The 19,153-nt window shown below is 62.3% G+C and carries 19 protein-coding genes; 7 read left to right on the plus strand and 12 right to left on the minus strand.

Going from position 1 to position 19,153, the window contains the following annotated elements:
- Position 1: 1 nt before the first annotated feature.
- From flgL to HNP00_RS08875, 3 genes are all read left to right on the plus strand, one after another.
- Positions 2 to 889 (plus strand): flagellar hook-associated protein FlgL, encoded by an 888-nt coding sequence (gene flgL / locus HNP00_RS08865; protein ID WP_184738032.1) that lies wholly within the window; start codon positions 2 to 4, stop codon positions 887 to 889.
- Complete coding sequence (locus tag HNP00_RS08870; RefSeq protein ID WP_184738035.1) at positions 886 to 1,332, plus strand: flagellar assembly protein FliW; 447 nt, start codon at positions 886 to 888, stop codon at positions 1,330 to 1,332. Before flgL ends, HNP00_RS08870 begins: the two co-directional genes overlap by 4 nt.
- A 251-nt stretch (positions 1,333 to 1,583) precedes the next feature.
- The gene (locus HNP00_RS08875) at positions 1,584 to 3,149 is read left to right on the plus strand and encodes an APC family permease (RefSeq protein WP_184738037.1); all 1,566 of its coding nucleotides are present in this window, start codon (positions 1,584 to 1,586) and stop codon (positions 3,147 to 3,149) included.
- A gap of 67 nt (positions 3,150 to 3,216) precedes the next feature.
- On the opposite strand, the gene HNP00_RS08880 is transcribed toward HNP00_RS08875, so the two are convergent.
- From HNP00_RS08880 to HNP00_RS08925, 10 genes are all read right to left on the minus strand, one after another.
- Positions 3,217 to 3,762 carry a hypothetical protein gene (locus HNP00_RS08880; protein WP_184738039.1) on the minus strand — a complete coding sequence of 182 codons (546 nt, stop codon included), beginning with the start codon at positions 3,760 to 3,762 and terminating at the stop codon, positions 3,217 to 3,219.
- Between the two features lie 414 nt (positions 3,763 to 4,176).
- Positions 4,177 to 4,479: a DUF4193 domain-containing protein gene (locus tag HNP00_RS08885; protein WP_028266109.1), complete on the minus strand. Its 303-nt coding sequence runs from the start codon at positions 4,477 to 4,479 to the stop codon at positions 4,177 to 4,179.
- A 143-nt stretch (positions 4,480 to 4,622) separates the two neighbouring features.
- Positions 4,623 to 4,799, minus strand: a complete 177-nt coding sequence (locus HNP00_RS08890; protein WP_184738042.1) for a hypothetical protein — start codon at positions 4,797 to 4,799, stop codon at positions 4,623 to 4,625.
- A gap of 56 nt (positions 4,800 to 4,855) precedes the next feature.
- Positions 4,856 to 5,710, minus strand: a complete 855-nt coding sequence (locus HNP00_RS08895) for a DUF6454 family protein (protein ID WP_184738044.1) — start codon at positions 5,708 to 5,710, stop codon at positions 4,856 to 4,858.
- Entirely contained in the window at positions 5,697 to 7,244 is a 1,548-nt protein-coding gene (locus tag HNP00_RS08900) for an inositol monophosphatase family protein (protein ID WP_184738046.1), read from the minus strand. The genes HNP00_RS08895 and HNP00_RS08900 overlap by 14 nt, the downstream gene beginning before the upstream one ends.
- Positions 7,241 to 8,302, minus strand: a complete 1,062-nt coding sequence (locus HNP00_RS08905; protein ID WP_260404855.1) for an ABC transporter ATP-binding protein — start codon at positions 8,300 to 8,302, stop codon at positions 7,241 to 7,243. Before HNP00_RS08905 ends, HNP00_RS08900 begins: the two co-directional genes overlap by 4 nt.
- Positions 8,303 to 8,353: 51 nt before the next feature.
- Positions 8,354 to 9,205: an ABC transporter permease gene (locus tag HNP00_RS08910; RefSeq protein WP_260404856.1), complete on the minus strand. Its 852-nt coding sequence runs from the start codon at positions 9,203 to 9,205 to the stop codon at positions 8,354 to 8,356.
- Entirely contained in the window at positions 9,205 to 10,167 is a 963-nt protein-coding gene (locus HNP00_RS08915) for a sugar ABC transporter permease (protein WP_311770535.1), read from the minus strand. Before HNP00_RS08915 ends, HNP00_RS08910 begins: the two co-directional genes overlap by 1 nt.
- Positions 10,164 to 11,324, minus strand: a complete 1,161-nt coding sequence (locus HNP00_RS08920) for an extracellular solute-binding protein (protein ID WP_184738050.1) — start codon at positions 11,322 to 11,324, stop codon at positions 10,164 to 10,166. The genes HNP00_RS08915 and HNP00_RS08920 overlap by 4 nt, the downstream gene beginning before the upstream one ends.
- 160 nt (positions 11,325 to 11,484) lie before the next feature.
- Positions 11,485 to 12,969 (minus strand): APC family permease, encoded by a 1,485-nt coding sequence (locus HNP00_RS08925; RefSeq protein WP_184738052.1) that lies wholly within the window; start codon positions 12,967 to 12,969, stop codon positions 11,485 to 11,487.
- Between the two features lie 163 nt (positions 12,970 to 13,132).
- On the opposite strand from HNP00_RS08925, the gene HNP00_RS08930 reads away from it, so the two are divergent.
- A complete protein-coding gene (locus tag HNP00_RS08930; protein ID WP_184738054.1) occupies positions 13,133 to 13,447 on the plus strand; it encodes a hypothetical protein in 315 nt (104 codons plus the stop codon).
- A gap of 31 nt (positions 13,448 to 13,478) precedes the next feature.
- On the opposite strand, the gene HNP00_RS08935 is transcribed toward HNP00_RS08930, so the two are convergent.
- Together HNP00_RS08935 and HNP00_RS08940 are read right to left on the minus strand one after the other, a co-directional pair.
- The gene (locus HNP00_RS08935) at positions 13,479 to 14,150 is read right to left on the minus strand and encodes a response regulator (RefSeq protein ID WP_184738055.1); all 672 of its coding nucleotides are present in this window, start codon (positions 14,148 to 14,150) and stop codon (positions 13,479 to 13,481) included.
- Positions 14,147 to 15,799 carry a sensor histidine kinase gene (locus HNP00_RS08940; protein ID WP_184738210.1) on the minus strand — a complete coding sequence of 551 codons (1,653 nt, stop codon included), beginning with the start codon at positions 15,797 to 15,799 and terminating at the stop codon, positions 14,147 to 14,149. Before HNP00_RS08940 ends, HNP00_RS08935 begins: the two co-directional genes overlap by 4 nt.
- Positions 15,800 to 16,041: 242 nt before the next feature.
- On the opposite strand from HNP00_RS08940, the gene HNP00_RS08945 reads away from it, so the two are divergent.
- From HNP00_RS08945 to HNP00_RS08955, 3 genes are all read left to right on the plus strand, one after another.
- Positions 16,042 to 16,899, plus strand: a complete 858-nt coding sequence (locus HNP00_RS08945; RefSeq protein ID WP_184738058.1) for an ABC transporter ATP-binding protein — start codon at positions 16,042 to 16,044, stop codon at positions 16,897 to 16,899.
- Entirely contained in the window at positions 16,896 to 17,780 is an 885-nt protein-coding gene (locus tag HNP00_RS08950; RefSeq protein WP_184738060.1) for an ABC transporter permease, read from the plus strand. The genes HNP00_RS08945 and HNP00_RS08950 overlap by 4 nt, the downstream gene beginning before the upstream one ends.
- An 85-nt stretch (positions 17,781 to 17,865) precedes the next feature.
- Positions 17,866 to 18,963 carry an ABC transporter substrate-binding protein gene (locus HNP00_RS08955; RefSeq protein WP_221451329.1) on the plus strand — a complete coding sequence of 366 codons (1,098 nt, stop codon included), beginning with the start codon at positions 17,866 to 17,868 and terminating at the stop codon, positions 18,961 to 18,963.
- The last annotated feature ends 190 nt before the right edge of the window (positions 18,964 to 19,153 follow it).

Genomic DNA, 19,153 nt, shown 5'->3' on the forward strand with positions numbered 1-19,153 from the left:
CATGCTGAACCGTGTCACGAACCTGACGATGTCCGCGGCCGCTCAACGGAACCTCCAGGCCGGGCAGTCCAAACTCGCCGCCTTGCAGGACAAAGCGAGCAACCTCAAGAACATCACCCGACCCTCGGACGATCCCGCCGCCACGGCGAATCTCCTTGCCACGAAGAGCCAACTCAGCGCGGCGGGGCAATACGGAAACAACATCAGCGACGGCAACGGGTGGCTCACCACCGCAGACTCGGCCCTCGGCATGTCCACCAACATCCTCAACCGCGTCCGGGACCTTACTGTCCAAGCCGCCAACGGCTCCCTCAACGACACCGCCAAGGAGGCGATCGCCGTCGAACTCGAAGGCCTCAACAAGGATCTCCTCGCCCAGGCGAATACCCAATATCTGGGCCGAAACATCTTCGCGGGAAGCTCCGATTCCGCAGGGGCGTTCACTAGCGCCACCCCGCCTGTGTACAACGGAACGCCAGGAAGCACCGTGGAACGCCGGGTTGATGCGTCACAGACAGTGCGGGTAGATGCCGACGGCGGTGCGATCTTCGGCGACGGCGCCGGCTCGGTTTTCGCTTTGGTGAGCAACGTCGTGGCCGACATCCGCTCCGGCGCCAATGTCAGCAGCCGTTTGCCGGCAATCGGTGACAGGATCAAAACAGTCATCGAGGGTCGCGCCGAGGTGGGCGCGAGGCAAGCCAAGCTCTTGAGCGCCCAGGATTCCGTCGATGGGCTGAAGTTGACGCTGGACGCACAGCGCTCCGGAATTGAAGACGCCGACATGGGAAAGACGGTCCTGGACTTGAAGCTGCAGGAAACCAACTACCAGGTTGCCCTCGCGGTCACCGCCAAGGCACTTCAGCCCACGCTCATGGATTTCCTGCGATGAGCACCGCACTGGCGTTTGGTGAGCTGAGCTTCACAGCACCGATGCCTGGGCTTGAAGCCGCAGAGGGGTTCGCCTTGCGGGGAATCGACGGCGCCCCCGGACTTTACGCCATGGAGTCAGCCAGCCCGCGCATCCGGATGTTCCTGGCCGATGCCGCAGTCTATGTTCCGGACTACGCCCCGGCCATCCCCCACTCAACGCTGGAGGTTCTCGGCTTGGAGCGGACTGGGCTGGACCGGACTGGCTTGGACGGGACTGGGTCGGAGCGGACTGGGCCGGACCGGACTGGGCGGGCAACCGTTCTCGTGGTGGTCAACCCGACCTTGGAAAAGACCACGGTCAACCTCGCGGCACCGATTGTGCTGAACCCGGAAACCGGACGCTGCACCCAGGTTGTCCTGGACGGCGAGGACTACTCCCTCCGGGCCGAACTGAGCGCCTAAGCAGCCCACTCCCCATTTTGACACGTGAGATCTCGGCTCTTTCAACCCGCGAAAGAGCCGAGATCTCACTTTTCGCGCGCCACAAACCAAAATTGTTTGGTAAAACCACTTGCGCCACGGGCTCTCCACGTCCATACTAAATGAACGTCATTCATTTAGTGACTCTCGTCTCACTGAAGAACGATCTGCATGACCGGATGCCACAGCATCACCCAGCAACACCTCTCGGCCATCTAGAAAGAGCCAATCACATGACTCAAATAACCCGCCCAAGCGCAAGGAAAACCGTGGAGGCCCACGATCCCGCCGGCACCGAACACGGCATCAGCGGCAAAGGACTCAAGACGGGGCAGCTGGGGCTCCTCGCCGTCGTCGTCCTTGGCATTTCCTCCGTGGCACCCGCCTACAGCCTGACCAGCTCGCTTGGCCCGGCAGTCAACGCAGTGGGACTGCAGTTGCCCGCCATCTTCATCGTTGCGTTCATCCCGATGATCCTGGTGGCCTTCGCCTACCGCGAGCTCAACGCGGACTCCCCTGACAGCGGCACCACCTTCACCTGGGCCACCAAGGCCTTCGGCCCGTTCATCGGCTGGATGGGCGGCTGGGGACTGCTGGCCGCCAATATCATCGTCCTTTCCAACCTGGCCGGCGTCGCGGTGGACTTCTTCTACCTCTTCCTTGCCCAGGTTTTCGGCAATCCCGATCTGGCCGATCTGACGTCCAACAAAGCCTTGAACATCGCCACCTGCCTGGCCTTCGTGGCACTGGCCGTCTGGGTCAGCTACCGCGGCCTGCACGCCACCAAACTGGTGCAGTACGCCATGGTGGGATTCCAGGTAGTGGTCTTGGGCGTCTTCATCGTCATGGCACTCACCCACGCATCCTCCGGCGACACCCCCACGGCCATTGCTTTCAGCTGGGACTGGTTCGACCCCACGAAGATCAGCAGCTTCGAGCAATTCGCCGCCGGCATGTCCCTGGCAGTCTTCGTCTACTGGGGCTGGGACGTCTGCCTGACGGTCAATGAAGAGACCAAGGGCGGCAAGGGTACCGCTGGCAAGGCCGGCACGACGACGGCGATTGCCGTGCTGGGACTTTACGTCGCGGTGATCGTCGCCACGATGATGGTTGCCGGCATCGGCGGCGACGGCATCGGGCTGAACAACCCGGACAACCAGTCGAACATCTTCGCTGCACTGGCGTCGCCGGTCATGGGCCCGCTGGCCATCCTGATGTCCCTCGCTGTACTCGCAGGCACGGCGTCGTCCCTGCAGTCCACCATGGCCTCCCCCGCCCGAAGCCTCCTCGCCATGGGACACTACGGCGCCCTGCCGCAGAAATTCTCCACCGTCAGCAAGCGTTTCGGTTCCCCGGGCTACGCGACCATCGTTGCCGGCGCGATCTCCGGCGGGTTCTACGCCATCATGAAGGTGGTCAGCGAGAACGTCCTCAACGACACCATCCTGGCGCTTGGCTTGATGATCTGCTTCTACTACGGAATGACCGCATTTGCCTGCGCTTGGTACTTCCGGCACAGCGTGTTCAGCAGCGTCCGCAACTTCTTCATGCGCCTGCTCTTCCCGGTGGTCGGCGGCGTGGTGCTGACGCTGGTCTTCATCCAGACGGCTGTGGACAGCTGGTCGCCGGACTTCGGCAGCGGGTCCGAAATCTTCGGCGTCGGCCTGGTGTTCATCATCGGCATAGGCATCTTGGCCCTCGGAGCGGTGGTCATGGTGATCATGGCCCGCGTCCGCCCCGGCTTCTTCCGCGGCGAAACCCTCCGCAAGGACACCCCGGCCCTCGTAGTTCCCGAGTAGCCTCCAACATGAAGGAAGCCCTGTTCCGGACTCGGCGGAACAGGGCTTCTGTCATGTGTTGGTTGGTTCACCACATGTGGGCCACATCAATCACCAGGCGCGATCCCGTTCCGGGGCCGGCCAGTGTGAAGACCCTGAAGGGGAGCCGGGCACGGACCCCCAGGCCAAGGCTGGTGTAGCCCTCGAAGCTTCCCGCGTACGCCACCTGCCGGAAGGTCTTGTACCCGGAGACGTTCGTCAGTTCCGCTTTGTTGGCCGGGTTGTACGTTGCACTGCCGCTTGGGTTGTACGCCGGCGCGTTGACCGTGACTTGCAAGAACGCGTTACCCCTCAACTCAACGGGAAGTCCGGAGCCGTCCTGAACTACCTGCGGAACGTAGCGGATTGAGTAGCCGGCAACCGTGCCGTTCAGGTCGATCACCAGACGGTCAAAGCAGGTTTGCTGACCCGTCCTGACATTGACGACTTGCGCCTGGGTCAACGCAGGGGTGGACTTCGACAATGATCCCCAGACGATCCCGCAATACGGGGCGGCGGACGCCGCCCCCGGAGCCACGAAACCAAGTCCGGCGGCCACCATCAAAGCTGCCAACCACACTTGAAACTTTCTCACTGGGCCCACTCCTCCGAGTGCTTGAGCGATTTGATACCTCAAGCGTAGGAGCGTGGGGGCCCTTTAAGGGACTTCGTATCCGCTTCGGCGCCCAACTGTTAGTGGGCCTCGATTAGGGTCACAATGCGTCATTCATCCGCCCGGTTTCGGCGGTTTTCTCGAGTTCCGGCGCCGTTCCGCGCCTCTGTTCGTTATCCCGGATAACGACGCCGGAGCGGTGCCTTCTGAGGGGCCGGTGGCCTGCGTCACGCACGGCAACTTTTTAGGGGTCTGCAGCCTGCCAAACCCCGGGATTCCGGGACCTTCGCGGGCGCGATCTGCCAAAAGTCTGCTGGGCGTGACATGCAAAAGCCCCACCCGGCTGGTTTGGCGTTGCTGGTTTCCAGTCGAGAGGGGCTGCTTTGCGTACGGGGTTTAGCCTTCGCAGTCGCGGCAGTACTTGAGGCCGTTCTTTTCCAGTGCGATCTGCGACCGGTGACGGACCAGGAAGCAGGATGAACACGTAAATTCATCGGACTGCTCCGGGACAACGATGACGGTCAGTTCTTCGCCGGACAAGTCGGCACCCGGAAGGTCGATGCCCTCGGCTGTGTCGTTCTCGTCGACGTCGATCACAGCAGTCTGGGCACCGGAGCCGCGCGACGCCTGAAGGGCCTCGAGCGATTCGGCGGGAGACTCTTCTTCGGTCTTGCGTGGGGCGTCGTAATCGGTAGCCATTGTTGTGGTTCACTTTCGTTGCTGCATAGTGCCATTTCAGGCACCTCAGTGAAGCAGTTTAGGGCATAGTACACGCCATCAACGAATAGTGTGTTCAACAAGACATTTGGCCACATGAAAACCCCGGAATCTCGGGGTTCTAGCTACTCCCCTGGGCGGATTTTCCGGGCCTGGGCCTCGGCAATGGCAACACCGCTGAGGGCCGGGAGCCAGCCGTACCGGGTGGATTCCGTGGCGCCCGAGGCCCCCAGCTCGGCGGCTTCGTAGAAGTAGGCGGCCTCGATCCAGGCACTGACCTTGGACATGATGGATACGATCATGCGGCCACGCTATCCACGCCCGGTTCAGGATCCGTTTCCGGTCTGTCACGGCTGTGTTAAATGATCCGGTAGCTCAGGATCCGTGTTCCTCCGGGGTCGTCACCGTCGTCGGGAGCAGCATGAAGCAGCAGCCCGGATTCATCTGCGGTGATGGTGACAGGATTGCGGGTGATGACGTGACCCGCACCGCTGAACACGCTGATGGGCACGTCCAGCCTGATGCTTTGCCGTAGCGGTTCCACCAGGGCCAGTCCCCCGAGTTCAAGGGCAGTGCCATTGGCCTGCGGCAACAAGGAAATCCCGCTGCACAGCAGGAGGCCCGGCCCCAGGAGCTGGGCATCCTGGTAGTCGACGAAGTGGCCGGGGTTCTCCCACTGGTCCACCAGGCGGCCTTCCGTATCCCAGGTGAAGAGCTGCCGGGAACCCCAGCTTCCGCCGAACACCAGGTCCAGTCCCGGGTCGCGGAGAATCCAACCGATGTGGTCATCCACGCGGAACCGCTCGCGGACCTCGAAGGTGTCCGGATCGATCGTATAGACGATGCTTCCACTCGCGGCGCGGTATTCGGCCACCGAGACCCAGATGTGCTCGCCGTCGAAATCGATGCCGCCGGGGTGGTAGACGGCGCCCTCGCCGACCGGGATATCGCGGATCAATTCGCCGCCCTCGCCGAGGACGAAGACGTGCCCGCTTCCCCGCCCGGGAGTGCGCAATGCCGGATCCGCCGCGGGGTACGGCGCTTCGAGGATCTCAACGGACGACAAGAACGTCAGCCCTTTGGCGAAGGCCATGCCCTGTGGGTGATGGGTCGGGAAGTCGAGGGGGATCTCCCCGATCAATTCGAAGCGGCTCCGCCGGTCAAGCGTGGAAAGGGCGCCGGCGAGCGGACCCGCTTTCTCAGTTGCCCGCACCGGCATGTGCCTGGCTCCACAGTTCGTACAGCTCGGCGGAGTATTCCGGACGAGCCGCGAGCACCCCGCCCTGTTCCGGGAATGTGTCCATCTCGCCTTCGGAATTGAGGACGACGCCTCCAGCCTCTTGGACAACGAGCGTCGCAGCCAAGTGGTCGATCGGGCTGAAGCTCCCGATGATGGCCCCCGCACCACGCCCGGCAGCTACGCCCACCACCGTCATGGTGGCCGAACCCATGATCCGCATGATGCTGTGCCGTTCGCCGAGTTCCGCGAGCAGTTCCAGCATTCCGGGCCACGGCAAGTGCCCCGCGAGTTCGGTCGCCACGACGGTTCCGGCCAAAGCCGCCGACGCCGAATCCAGCGGAGCCAGCGACAGCGGATTTCCGTTCAGCCAGGCACCATGACCGGCCCACCCCTCGAAAATCTCGCCACGCCACGGGTCAGCGACAACTGCCACGGCCGGCTTGCGGTCCACGGCCAAGGCGAGCGAGAACGCCGTCCAAGGAAGGTTGTTCACATAATTGGTGGTCCCGTCGACGGGGTCAAGGTACCAACACGGCGCGCCAGGCACAGCGACTCCGCCCATTTCCTCGCCCACCACCGTGTGGCCGGGAAGGCGGGCGGCAATCACTTCGCGGACATGGCGCTCGACGGCGACATCGACTTCCGTGACCAGATCGGCAGGGTGCGCTTTGGTCGAGACCTGGCCGCGATCGGCGTCGCGCATGTACCCGACGGCCCATTCGGCCAGTTCCAACGCGACTTTCCGGGACTCAAGTACCTCATCTCCGGCCAGTCCCCCGGGAGCCTGGGTCGAAGCCCATGCCTGCGGGTCTTCGGCGATGGCGCTTTGCAACAGATCCAACTGGTTGCTCGTGATCGAATCCACGCCAAGTCCCAAGGCCCAGCGCATGGTTTCCAAGTCGTCCACGGTCCAGCACGCAACCTTGGCTCCCGCGGCGTGGATCTGTTCGACCATGTCCTTGCTGAGAACAACGTGCTCGGAATTGACGAACTCGGGACTTAGTTCAGTAAACAGCTCCTCTGGCGGGGCGATCCTTTTGCTCCACGGCAGCCAGATCCGGGCGTCCTGGTCGAGGGCGCGGATGGTCCGCATTCCGTCCAGGTTCCCGCACCAGGCCACTTCGACGCCGCTTTCGCGTACGACGGCGGCAGCCGCCTCTGCGGGGCCCGGCTCGTCCATGTCGATGAGCAGCTTAGACGAGCTCCCGCGGAGTAGTTCGAGGGCTTCGGACAGCAGCGGAATCCGTTCCTCGCCTGCCCCCAGCCGGCTGATTTGGTCATAGTCGACGTCTGCAGCGTCGCAGTCCAGGCCCCAAATCCTGAGCAGCGAGGCGTCGTGGAGCAGGATCACCTGGCCATCCTTCGTCACCCGGACATCCACTTCCACGAGGTCTGCACCCGCGTCGATGGCTGAGGAGATGGCGGGCAGGGTGTTCTCCAGGTATTTGCTGGAGTCACCCCGATGGGCTGTGGCGCGGGTCCTTTTGGTGTCAATGATGTTGCTCAAAGTGCGGCACCCGCCTCTGCTACCAGGCGTCCGTCCCGGAAAGTCATGGCCTTGCGAATCCCGGCATAGGTCTGTTGGCCTGGCTGCATGAGCTCGCCGCTCACAAAGCTGCGGAGCTGGGCGTCGGCCCTGCGCACGTACACTTCCTGGAAATGTCCGCGGGGGACGACCCTCTCGACCGTCGCCGGGACCGCACCCGCGAAGGGCGCGGCTGCCAGGATGACGTCCTCGGGCCGGATCCCGAGAATGTCCGGGCCCGCGGTGATGAGTCCGTTGTTGAGCGAGCCTTCCAGGCGGTTCATGCTGCCGATGAAGGTGGCCACAAACTCGGTTTCCGGGCGGGCATAGAGCGCCTCCGGGGTGCTGTATTGCTCGATCTTGCCCGCATTCATGACGGCGATGCGGTCGGACATGGACATCGCTTCTTCCTGGTCATGCGTGACGATGACGGTGGTGATGCCCAGTTCCTGCTGGATCTTGCGGATGTCTTCACGGACTTTGACACGCAGTTTCGCGTCCAGGTTGCTCAAGGGTTCGTCGAGGAGCAAGAGCTTCGGCTCCTGGACGAGTGCCCTGGCCAAAGCCACGCGTTGCTGCTCGCCGCCGGAGATGCGCGCGGGCTTGGAATCCTTGTGGTGCAAAAGGCTGACCAGCTCCAGGACGGCTTCCACCCTGTCCTTGATCTCAGCCTTCGACATCTTGCGGAGCTTCAGCGGGAAGCCGACGTTCTTGGCCACGGTCATGTGGGGCCATAGGGCGTAGTTCTGGAAAACCATGGCGCTGGGGCGGTTCTCCGCGCCAAGGTGGGACACTTCCTGGCCTTCCACCTCAATGGAACCGGAATCGGGTTCCAGGAAGCCGGCGATCATCCGCAGCGTCGTTGTCTTGCCGCAGCCGGAGGGCCCTAGCAGGGATACCAGTTCGCCCTCTTGTACCGAGAGATCGAGGTTGTCGATGATGGTGCGGCCACCCAAGACCTTGTGCAGGCCGCGGATAGTCAGGCCACCGCCCGACGCCGCAGTTCCCGGATTTGTGGTGCTGGCGGGTGGTTCAGTCAATGGTTCATGAATTGTCATCGGTGTTCTCTGTCTGACGTTGAGCGCGGGGCGCTATTTGATCTGGAAGCCTTCGGCGAGCTGGCCGCCGAGGATGTGCTTGTGCGCCGCGAGCATGAGGGCGACGGAGGGGATGGCCAGCAGGATCGAGAAGACGGCAGCCACCTGGGTGGGGTAGTTCAGGACAAGGCTGTACATCTGGGTGGGCATGGTCATGAAGGCCGGCGCACCCACCAAGTACGTTCCTTGTGCTTCGTCGAAGGACGCCAGGAAGGACATCACGGCCGCGACGATAATGCCGGGCAGCGCCATGGGGAGCGTCACGGAGGCGAACACGCGCAATTTGGAGGCTCCGGCGTCGCGGGCTGCTTCCTCCAGGTTGCGCGGCACGGCAGCGAACGCTGCCGCCGGAATCCAGGTCATGAAGACCACTGTGCCCAGCACGTGCACCACCAGGATTCCCAGCACGCTGTTCATGAGGTTCAGCGCGTAGAAAAGAGCCGCCAGGGTGACGAACAATCCCATCTTGGGAAAGGCGTTGGTCGCGAAGAGACTGATCAGGAAGAAGCGGCGTCCGGGAAAATCGAAGCGGGCGAAGGCGTAGGCCGCGGGCAAACAGATGATCGCAGAAACCAGCACAGTCAGCGGAGCGAAGAACAGTGAGTTCTGCACCGCGATGCCGAGCGCGCCGTCGTTGATGACAACCTGCCACCAGCGCAGCGTCCAGTCATCGGGAAGGAGGTTGGGGAACGTCCAGTTGCCGGCGAAGGCGCGGACGCCCAGCCAGAGCAGGGGGCCCAGGATGAAAACGACCATGAGGACCACGAACAGGCCCACCAGGGCACTGCGGACCATCGAGTCGAGCGTGAGCGGCCTGCGGGAGCGGGAAGCAGCGGTGGTCGCCATCAGACTTTCCCCTGTTCCTTGGCGGAGCGGAAGTTTGCCCACACGTAGAGTGCGGCGATTCCGGAGGCAATCAGGAAGACAGTGAAGGCCATGACAGCCGACTGCTGCGGCTGGTTGAAGGACGAGAAGTAGTTGGACATGTCCACTCCGAGCATGTTCGGTGAATTGGGCCCGGTGAAGTAAGGGACCGTGAACGATCCGACGATTCCGATGGCAGTAAACGTCGTCGCGATGATGATCGGAACGGCGGCCATGGGAACGATCACTGAGACGATCGTGCGCAAGGCGCCGGCACCGGCGTCGCGCGCTGCTTCGATCATGGCGTTTGGCACGGACTGCAGTCCGGAGGAGACCATGAGCACAGCGAACGGCAGCGACGTCCAGACCGAGCCGATGATGACCGTGACCATGGTGAAGGCCCACACGGGGAAGTCGAGCCCGGCAAGCGCGAAAACGCTCCGCAGGAAACCCGTGCCGGAGTAGAAGGTCAGGATGGCCCAGGAAGCGATGACCACCGGGATGAACAGCGGCACGATCGCCAGGCCGGAGAGCACGCGGGCCATTCGGCCACCCTTGAGCTTGAGGTAGAGCCCGATCCCCAGCGCCAGGAAGATGACCGTTGCCGTGCTCACGAGCGTCACAATGACCGTGACGAGAAGGTCACCAAGGAAACGCTTGTTGGTGAACATTTCCTGGTACGCGGCCAGGGTCCCCCACCAAGCGTCCGCCTCGTGCACGTTCTGGCCGATGGTGGCAATCGTGTGGTTCAGCCCACCGGTCAGTCCGATGCTGAAACCGAAGGCGAGCACGATCGGGAATCCGACAAAGAGTGCGATCAGGAGGATCGGCGGGAGTGCCATGAAGAACCCGACGGCGCGCTGGCCCAGGCGCTTCGGGCGCCCGACGGGAGCCGGCGGAACTGTCTGTTGCAGTTCCGCCGGCTTGTGAAGCGTGGTTGTCACTGCCCGGGAACCTTCTGGTCCCAGAGGTTGTTCAGGTCTTTGCCCATCTGGTCGAAGTAGCCCTTACGCAGGTTGTTCGTGTCTGCGTCCTTGAACTTCTCCTTCACATCCGCCGGCAGCTTGTCCAAGCTGATGGCCGGGAAGCCGGACATTTCCTTGATGATCATGGACTGCGCGTCCGGCGTGAGGACGAAGTTGGCAAGCTTCAGTGCCGCCTCCTGGCGGGGCGAGGACTTGGGGATGCCGAGGTAGGCAGCGCCGCCAGTGAAGGACGGGTTGCTGATCTGGGTTGCCTTCACGGAGGACGGAATCTGGCCGTTCGTCAAGCCGGTGATGAACTGGTCCGACCAAACCGGAGCCATGGAGATCTGTCCCTTGGCGAGCAGGTCAAGGGTCTGCTGGTTGCCGTTGGGGTAGACACCGCTTTGGAAAACGGAAGAGTTGAGGTCCTTCAGCGTTGCGAAGCCTTGGTCCCAGTACTTCTCCAAGTCCTTCTCGTAGCCCACCGTCATCTTGGCGCGAGCGTCGGCCGGGACGAACTTGTCCAAAACAGTGGCGACGAATGCGCCGCCAGACCCTCCCGACTTGGGCGAGTTGTAGGTGAATTTGCCCGGGTTTGCCTTGATCCAGGCGAGCAGCTCATCAAGGGTCTTCGGCGGAGTGGCGACTGTCTTGGTGTCATAGGCCAGGAGCACCGCGGAGCCGCGGTACGGGATGCCTCCGGTGCCACCGGCTTTGATGACGTCCTGCGGGACATCGTTCAGGGCCGAAATTGTCTGGGAGCTCACGGAGGTCAGCAGATTGGCTGCGGAGGCCTTGGAGACGAAGCCGCCATCCACCAGATCAAAATCGGGTTCTTTGTTCTGCTCCGTGGCACTGGTCAGTTTCGCCAGGGTCTGGGCATCGTGCTCGCCGTGCAGATCCAGGGTGACCTTCACGTGGTAGCCAGGGTTGGCCTTTTCGAACGCGGGAACAAGGCTCTTTTCCCACAGATTCTGGACATTGGTGTCCCCGCTGATGAACACGGTGATCGACTTGTCCGGGGATGCGCTGGCGCCATTGTTCTGGGCCGATGCGGTACTGCTTTGTGCGCAGCCGGTCACAGCGGTGGCTGCAACAACGGCGACGGCGGCCGCGGCTAGGAAGCGGTTGGTCATGGGTGTTCCTTCATCTTGTTTGAAAAGTCCCCCGAATGCAGGAACCACCATCCAAGGGCAAGGTGAAGGGGCGAGACACGGCCTGTGAATCAGGGATTAACCGAAAACAGAATTCTCGCAAACATGTCAGGACATACGAACAACAGCATGAAAGGTGCGGTCAAACCTGGACGGCTGGGAGAACTTCCTCTTCTTGCTGATCCAAGGGAGCATCGCCGTTGAATTTTTCAAGATCGGTGGCCAGTCCCTCGTACACCGCGGGCTTCGATCGTTTGAGATAGCTTGCGTAGAGGAGGCCCCCAATGAGGGCACCGACGAGCAGCAATGGCATGAGCCGGATGCTGATTTCCGAGGACCCGGCGACGACGTCGAAGTTCGTGATTGCCAGGACGACTATCGCCAGCAGTCCGATGAAACCGATGCCGGGAGCGATCAAGGTGCTCCAAAGGCGCGGGTCACGTGCCCGACGGAAATAGACAACGATTGACAGGGCCGCGAGTGCCTGGAGGACAATCACGCAGAGGGTTCCGAAACCGAGCATGCTCGGCACCAGTGCGGTGATCGGATCGAGTCCGGCGAGCGCGAAAAGTCCGGCGGCGATTGCGGCGAACGCTATTTGCACGACGCCGGCAAACTGGGGAGCGCCGTTATGCCTGGTCCGTGCCAAGGCCGAAGGAAGAACCTTCGCCCTGCCCAAGGAGTAGAGATATCGGGTTGCGGAGTTGTGGAAAGCCAGCATGGCGGCGAAGAGACTAACGAGCAGCAAGACCATCATGATGTCGGTCATGGCGGAACCCAGATAACGCTGCGAAAGGCTGAAGAGAAGATCTCCCGCGGGCATGTGGTCCACTGCTGATGCTTGTGCCTGGCTTACTCCTGTGGCACTGACAACTGCCCACGTCGTGACCCCGAGGACAAGTCCGATGGTGCAAATCGCAACATAGGTTGCCCTGGGAATGGTACGCAGCGGGTTCTTTGCTTCTTCGCCGAAAAGGGCGGTTGCCTCAAAGCCGAGGTAGCCCGTCGCTGCGAGGAGCAGGCCGATGGGCAGGGAGCCGGAGAACACCGCGTCGGGGCTGAAGGCGGACACGTCAAATCCGGTTTGCGAGAGGACCGAGATGTCGAAAATAACCAGAATGAGGGTTTCCAGCACCAGGGAAACGCCCAGGATCTTCGAGCTGAAATCGACCCCCTGCCGTGCCATGAAGAAGGACACGGCGATCGAGGCCAATCCCCAGACGTACCAATGAAGATCGAAACCGGTGAGGCCCGCGATGATCGATTGCATGAAGAACCCGCTGGTACCAATGGTTCCCACGACGAAGAAGTTGTAGCCAAGTGTGGCGATCAGGCCCGCGATGAGGCCGCCGGTCCGGCCCAGACCCTTCACGACGAAAGCGTAGAAGCCTCCGGCATTGACAAGTTGTTTCGACATCTGTGCGTACCCGACGGCGAACAACATGAGGATCACCGCGACGATCAGGAACGACGCCGGGGCCCCGCCTCCATTGCCAAGCGCAACCGCGAGGGAAGCAACCACAACAATTCCGGTGAGGGGTGCCACTGCGGCCAGGACAAGGAAGACAATGGCCGCAACTCCGAGGGTGTTACGCCTCAACTGGGTATTTTGGGTCGTTTCGGACACGTTAGCTCCTTTGCTGATCGGTGGCGGGTGCGTTCACCTTGGTCAATCTTGTTCCGGTATGGAACCGAACGGCTTGACTCAGGGCGAAGGGAGCTATTGAAGGAGAGCACGAAAACCGCGCACCCGGAGACTGCTTCGCTTACATTCGCGGGATAATGGAAATATGGCCGATCAGGATCAGGATCCTTGGGATGAGTTCGACAGGCTGAAGCCCGCTGGACACGATCGTGTCCAGGGATACCCCGGAGGAGAACCTTTGGGCTTTGGCATCCGGACAGGTGTGCGAAGCGCAAGAGTGGCCTTCGGTTTCGCCGTCTATGCGCTGGTCCTCGGAACCGTGCTCGTCCTCGTCGGTGCCATCGACTTTATCGGCAAGGGTGAGTTGCTGTGGCTGGGATTGATGGCGCTCATCGAGGCCGCCTTCATCTATGGCTTCATCCAGCTGGCGCACCAAGCGCGCAACCGGCGCTCTACTTAGACCATCCAGTCGTCGAAAGAGCTACAGTCCCTCAAGCCTTCCTGGGCAAGTACGTATTGACCGGGCGCCCGGTGGCGCCGTAGGCCAAATGCAGGTCAACGAGTCCCTTGCGTTCGAGCTCACTGAGGTAGCGCTGGGCCGTGGGGCGGCTGATGCCGACGCTGCCCGCAATCTCGGAAGCTCCCAAGGGCTCGGTGGCGTGGATGACCATGTCGAGGACCTTTTGCATGGTGGGCGGCAGGCGTCGGGGACCTTGGGCGGGGGCAGCCGTCCGCCGCAGGCTGAAGAGCTGGTCCACCGTCGCCTGATCGGCCACGGTCCGGGATTCCGCCTCCCGCCGCCAGCGCCGGTAAGCCTCCAGCTGCGTTTGAAGCTGCTCGAAGCCGAACGGTTTGACGAGGTAGTACACCGCTCCCCCGCGCATGGCAGCCCGGACGGTCTCAAGGTCGCGCGCGGCGGTGATCATGACGGCGTCGAGCTTTTCACCGGCTCCCTGGAGTGACCGCAACAGGCTGATGCCGTCTTCATCGGGGAGGTAGACATCGAGGAGAAGCAGGTCCGGCTTGAGCCGTTGCACGGCTTCCCTGGCCTCCGCAGCGGTGTGCGCCTCACCGACGCACTCGTAGCCCTCTATTTTTGCCACGCGGCTGGCGTGGATGCGCGCTACGCGGAAGTCGTCGTCGACTACCAATGTGCGGATCATTCGATCGATTTTCCTGTCATTACTTGGCTTTCGGTTTCCACGTGCGGCTCCGGCAACCAGATTTCAAAGCGTCCCCCGGGACCCGGGAAAACATCCATAGTGCCTCCCGCACGGTGAACGATCCTGCTCACCAACGCAAGGCCTATCCCTCGACGCATTCCGGGCCGCGGTTCCTTGGTGGTGAACCCATCGGCGGTGATCGTGCCCACCAATTCTGCAGGAACACCGGGCCCGTTGTCGGTCACGCAAATGAAGATACCGGAGGAATCGTCCAGCTGGATGGTCACCTCGCGGGGCGCAGGTTGCTCCGAGAGGATCTCGACGGCGTTGTCCAAGAGGTTCCCGACGATCGTCAGTAGCGCTTGTGTTTCCAGGAACGGTTGGCGCAGCTGCGAATCGTCAGTCACCGAGATCTCCACGTCCTGCTCGTCAGCCACGGTGATTTTCGCGAGCAAGAGCGCAGCGAGTTCCGGAGGTTCGATCCGCGAGCGCAGGCCCTCGCCGAGCGATCGCGAGGTGTCCGAAATCCGCGAGACGAAGTTCCGCGCCTGGTCCACGTCTCCGAGCTCCAAGAGTCCGTCCACCACGTGGAGGCGATTGGCGTACTCATGCTCCTGGGCGCGCAACGCTTCCATCAGGCCTTCGACGGAGCGGAGGTCACGCACCAAGCCCTCGACTTCAGTACGGTCGCGCAGCGTGACCACCGAGCCTATGCTCCTTCCGGCCAAGGCGACGGACATCCGGTTCACCACCAGCAAAGCGTCCTCGGTGATCACGATCTGGTCGGTTCCGCTGATCTGCCCGGTCAGCAGGGAACGGAGCCTTCCGGGCGGCAGAAGATCCTCGATTTTCTCTCCCAGTACGTTTTCTTCCAGGTGCAGCAAGGAGCGCGCCTCGGAGTTGATAACGGTGACCCGCCCGTCGTCGTCGAACCCGATCATCGCTTCCCGGATGCCGTGCAGCAGCGCTTCGCGCTCTTGCAGGAGGGACGCAATCTCCACCGGTTCGAGATCGAAGGTGACCCGCTTGATCCTGCGGGCCAGCAGCGCCGAACCCGTGGCGCTGATCAAGAGCACCACGGCCGAATAGCCGGCGATCAGCCACACCTGCTGGGCCAGTTCACTGCTTTCCTTGGTCTCCAGGATTCCCACCGAGACCTGCCCGACGACGGTTCCGTCCGCCGCGCGCACGGGCGCTTTGGCGTTGACTGAGTCACCCAAGCTGCCTTTGTCGATTCCGACGTGGGTCTGCCCGTCAAGGACAGCAACGGGTTCTTCCAGGGTCCGGCCAATGAGATCCGGGTTCGGGTGGGAGTACCGCTTCCCATTGCGGTCGCTCACGACGACGTAAGCCGGTTGCGCTTCGGCCTGCACTTTTGTGGCGATCGCCTGGATGGTTTGCTTTGGATCTCCATTGCCCAGCGACGTCACGATTTCGGGCATTTGCGCCACTGTCGTGGCAATCCCCAAGGCCCGGAGCCTGTACTGGTCCTCAAGGGTCTGGTTGCTGATCTGGGTGTAGAGAAGCGCACCCAGAGTGACGGTGACGAACAGGATGCAGAGCAACCACACCAGAATCTGGGAGGCGAGGGGACGGGCCTTCCAGCGTGCACTGAGGGCTTTCACAGGCGCCAACAACCCTGCGTGCATTGCCACCCTCTTCCTCATCTCCAATTAGAAGCTTATGTGACAAAGTTCACGGCCACCATGCGGGAAGCGGTGCCTTCCGGCGATTCACGGCCGTGCATAAAGGCTCAAAACATGCACTTTTGCTGTTAATCCCCACAACTTACTGAAGCCTTCTGGCGCGGGCTTTCGCTTTCTAGGCTCTACATAGTTTCCGTGATCCGGATCACGCACACACTAACCAAAAGACAGAGAGGTCTTAGCAGATGGAAGCCAACGATCGCCACCGGCCGCCCGGTGCACTCAAGAAGGTCGACGACAGTGCGGGCATCGACATCGTCGGATTGACCAAGCGCTATCTCACCCCCAAAGGCGAGACGTTCACTGCCATCCGCGATGTGTCGCTCAAGGTGGAACCCGGCCAGTTCTGCTCGATTGTCGGACCGACCGGCTGTGGCAAGTCCACCACGCTCGCCCAGGTCTCGGGCCTGGAAAGCCCGAGCGAAGGCTCCGTCAAGGTGGGCGGCCAGACCGTGGAGGGCATCACGAACGGCGTGAGCTACATGTTCCAGGCAGACGCACTGTTCCCCTGGAAGAGCGTGCTCGGCAACGTGATGATGGGCCCGATCCTCCTCGGCACGCCCAAGCGGGAAGCCACCGCGCTAGCCATGGACTGGCTGCGTCGGGTCGGCCTGGCCGGCTTCGAGGATCGCTATCCGCACCAGTTGTCCGGGGGTATGCGCAAACGCGTAGCCATGGCTGCGGCGCTCATCAACAATCCTCGGATTCTCTTGATGGACGAGCCGTTCGGCGCGCTCGACGTGCAGACCAAAGCCATCATGCAGAACGAACTGCTGAAGCTCTGGGAGGAGCTGCGCCCTTCGGTCCTGTTCATCACTCATGACCTCGACGAGGCGGTGGCGCTCTCCGATCGGGTGGTCATCATGACGAGCAGCCCGGGCTCGGTCAAGGATGTCTTCGACATCGATCTACCGAGGCCGCGCGGGAATGTCCAAGAGATCAGGCACGAGGAGCGCTTCCTGGAACTCCAGGGGCACATTTGGGAGTCCTTGAAGGACGAGGTCACCCGCGCCTATGCGCGCACGGCAGGAGCAGCAGCATGACTACCCTCACCCATCATGAAACGCGCAAGAGCGAGAAGCCAGTGGAAACCGAGACAGCAGCAAAGAACGCCGGCCGGAGCAAAGCCCGGCGCCGCACGACATCGATCTGGATAGGCCGCGTGGCGCTCGCCTTCATTGTGGTTGGCGGCTGGCAGTGGTTCACCGAGCAAGGCTGGGTAGACAAATTCTTCTTCGGCCAGCCCTCGCAGATCTGGGACAGCCTCGTCAAGCTCTTCACAGAGGGAACCGCGTTCGGCACCATTTGGGAGAACCTCGGGGTCACAGCCCAGGAAGCGCTCCTTGGTTTCGTGCTCGGGACGCTCGTCGGTGTGGTGCTCGGCATTCTCCTGGGCTCCAACAAGTACCTCTCGGCGGTCGTCGGGCCGTACATCCGGATCGTGAATTCGATTCCCCGTATTGTGCTCGGCTCGATCTTCATCGTGGCGTTCGGCCTCGGGGTCTTCCCGAAGATCCTGCTCGCAGCCGTGCTCGTGTTCTTCGTCGTCTTCTTCAACGCGTTCCAGGGCGTCCGGGAAGTGGACCAGAACCTCGTGGCGAACGTGCGGGTGCTCGGCGCCTCCCCGTTCCAGGTAGCGATGCACGTGACGATCCCGTCGGCCATGACGTGGATCATCGCGAGCCTCCATACGGCGTTCGGCTTCGCGATCATCGGAGCCCTCGTCGCGGAGGTGCTCGGCGCCCAGAAGGGCATCGGCCTCATCATCAGCCAAGCCCAGGGCACCTTCGATCCGGACACAGTCTTCGCCTGCATGGTGATCATTGCCGTCATCACGCTTGCGGCCGAATTCCTCATCGGGCTGCTTGAGCACAAGCTCCTCAAGTGGCGTCCACCGAACCGCTCCGAGGCGCAGTCGATCTAGGGCCGAAAGCTATTTTCCCACCCAGCAATTCCGTTCCACCAAACACCCACATCCCTTCGGGGATCAACAAAGGATGCGTAAAACAATGATGAAGCGCTCTATCTTTGCCGTCGCCGCTACCGGAGCCGTTGCGCTCAGCCTCGCGGCATGTGGCGGCAATGCCCCGGCCGCAAACGGCGGCGCGGCCACTACGGGATCCGGCCCGATGCCCACTGTGAAGATGATGATCGGCGGCATCGACAAGCAGATCTACCTCCCGTACAAGCTCGCGGACCAGCTCGGCCTGTACAAGAAGTACGGCGTCAATATGGAGCTCTCCACCGAGACCGACGGCGGCGTTGGCGCCGAGGACGCCATGGCGTCTGGCCAGGTCGACATGTCCGGCGCGTGGTACATCCACACCTTCGACTTCCAGTCCAAGGGCAAGAACATCATCAACCTCGTGCAACTCTCGGGGGCCCCGGGCGAACGCATCATGTGCAGCCCCAACGCAAACGTGCACTCCGGCGCCGACATCAAGGGCAAGAAGATGGGCGTCACCGACCTCGGATCCGGCACCGACACACTGACACAGTTCATCGCTGCACAGGCCGGCGTCTCGCACAAGGACTACACCACCGTCAAGGCAGGAGCCGGCGCTACCGCCGTTGCCGCCATCAAGACCGGTGCGGCCGACTGCGTCATGACGACCCAACCGACTGTCGCCGCACTGGAGGGCCAGGGCATCGCGCAGTCGGCGATCGACCTCGCGACGACCGACGGCGCGACCAAGGCCGTGGGCGGCACCTGGCCGGCTGCGGGCGTCATCGCCAACGCCGACTGGGTCAAGACCCACGAGGACGCCGTTCAGCGGGTCGTCAACGCGCTCGTGGAGACGATGCACTGGATCGCGACGCACTCGGCCCAGGACATCGCCGACAAGCTGCCCCAGGACTACGTCCAGAACAAGAACGTCAAGAAGGAGGATTACGTCAAGGCCCTCGAGCAGGACAAGGGCCAGTTCCTCCCGGACGGCATCATGCCTGCGGGTGGCCCCAAGACCATCGCTTCGATGGAGAAGCTGCTCGGCATGGACACCTCGAAGATCCCGCTCGGCGGCACGTTCACGAACAAGTACGCGATCGAGGCGAACAAGGTTGGCGGCTTCGCGACCACCTCGACGCCTGCCGGCGACAACGGCTGATGTGATCTCGGCATAAAGGTACCGGCGTCACCATGCCACCGAGCACATGACGCCTCAGGATCGGCCTGCGTGGTACTCCACGCAGGCCGATCGTGCTGTGAGCCGGCAGATATTGTCACAGTCCAGGCACAGGGTAGGTACAGAGGTACGAAAGCGTGGGGTTCCAGGATAGGGATAGCTTCGAAACCGT

The organism is Arthrobacter sp. AZCC_0090, from assembly GCF_014207375.1.
Classification (GTDB): Bacteria; Actinomycetota; Actinomycetes; order Actinomycetales; family Micrococcaceae; genus Arthrobacter.

What these genes read in the sequence shown, in the direction of transcription:
- HNP00_RS08940 (WP_184738210.1), bottom strand. Translation starts at nt 15,799, where the DNA reads ATGCACGCAGGGTTGTTGGCGCCTGTGAAAGCCCTCAGTGCACGCTGG.
- HNP00_RS08910 (WP_260404856.1), bottom strand. Translation starts at nt 9,205, where the DNA reads ATGGCGACCACCGCTGCTTCCCGCTCCCGCAGGCCGCTCACGCTCGAC.
- HNP00_RS08920 (WP_184738050.1), bottom strand. Translation starts at nt 11,324, where the DNA reads ATGACCAACCGCTTCCTAGCCGCGGCCGCCGTCGCCGTTGTTGCAGCC.
- HNP00_RS08955 (WP_221451329.1), top strand. Translation starts at nt 17,866, where the DNA reads ATGATGAAGCGCTCTATCTTTGCCGTCGCCGCTACCGGAGCCGTTGCG.
- HNP00_RS08950 (WP_184738060.1), top strand. Translation starts at nt 16,896, where the DNA reads ATGACTACCCTCACCCATCATGAAACGCGCAAGAGCGAGAAGCCAGTG.
- HNP00_RS08930 (WP_184738054.1), top strand. Translation starts at nt 13,133, where the DNA reads ATGGCCGATCAGGATCAGGATCCTTGGGATGAGTTCGACAGGCTGAAG.
- HNP00_RS08885 (WP_028266109.1), bottom strand. Translation starts at nt 4,479, where the DNA reads ATGGCTACCGATTACGACGCCCCACGCAAGACCGAAGAAGAGTCTCCC.
- flgL (WP_184738032.1), top strand. Translation starts at nt 2, where the DNA reads ATGCTGAACCGTGTCACGAACCTGACGATGTCCGCGGCCGCTCAACGG.
- HNP00_RS08870 (WP_184738035.1), top strand. Translation starts at nt 886, where the DNA reads ATGAGCACCGCACTGGCGTTTGGTGAGCTGAGCTTCACAGCACCGATG.
- HNP00_RS08890 (WP_184738042.1), bottom strand. Translation starts at nt 4,799, where the DNA reads ATGATCGTATCCATCATGTCCAAGGTCAGTGCCTGGATCGAGGCCGCC.
- HNP00_RS08935 (WP_184738055.1), bottom strand. Translation starts at nt 14,150, where the DNA reads ATGATCCGCACATTGGTAGTCGACGACGACTTCCGCGTAGCGCGCATC.
- HNP00_RS08875 (WP_184738037.1), top strand. Translation starts at nt 1,584, where the DNA reads ATGACTCAAATAACCCGCCCAAGCGCAAGGAAAACCGTGGAGGCCCAC.
- HNP00_RS08945 (WP_184738058.1), top strand. Translation starts at nt 16,042, where the DNA reads ATGGAAGCCAACGATCGCCACCGGCCGCCCGGTGCACTCAAGAAGGTC.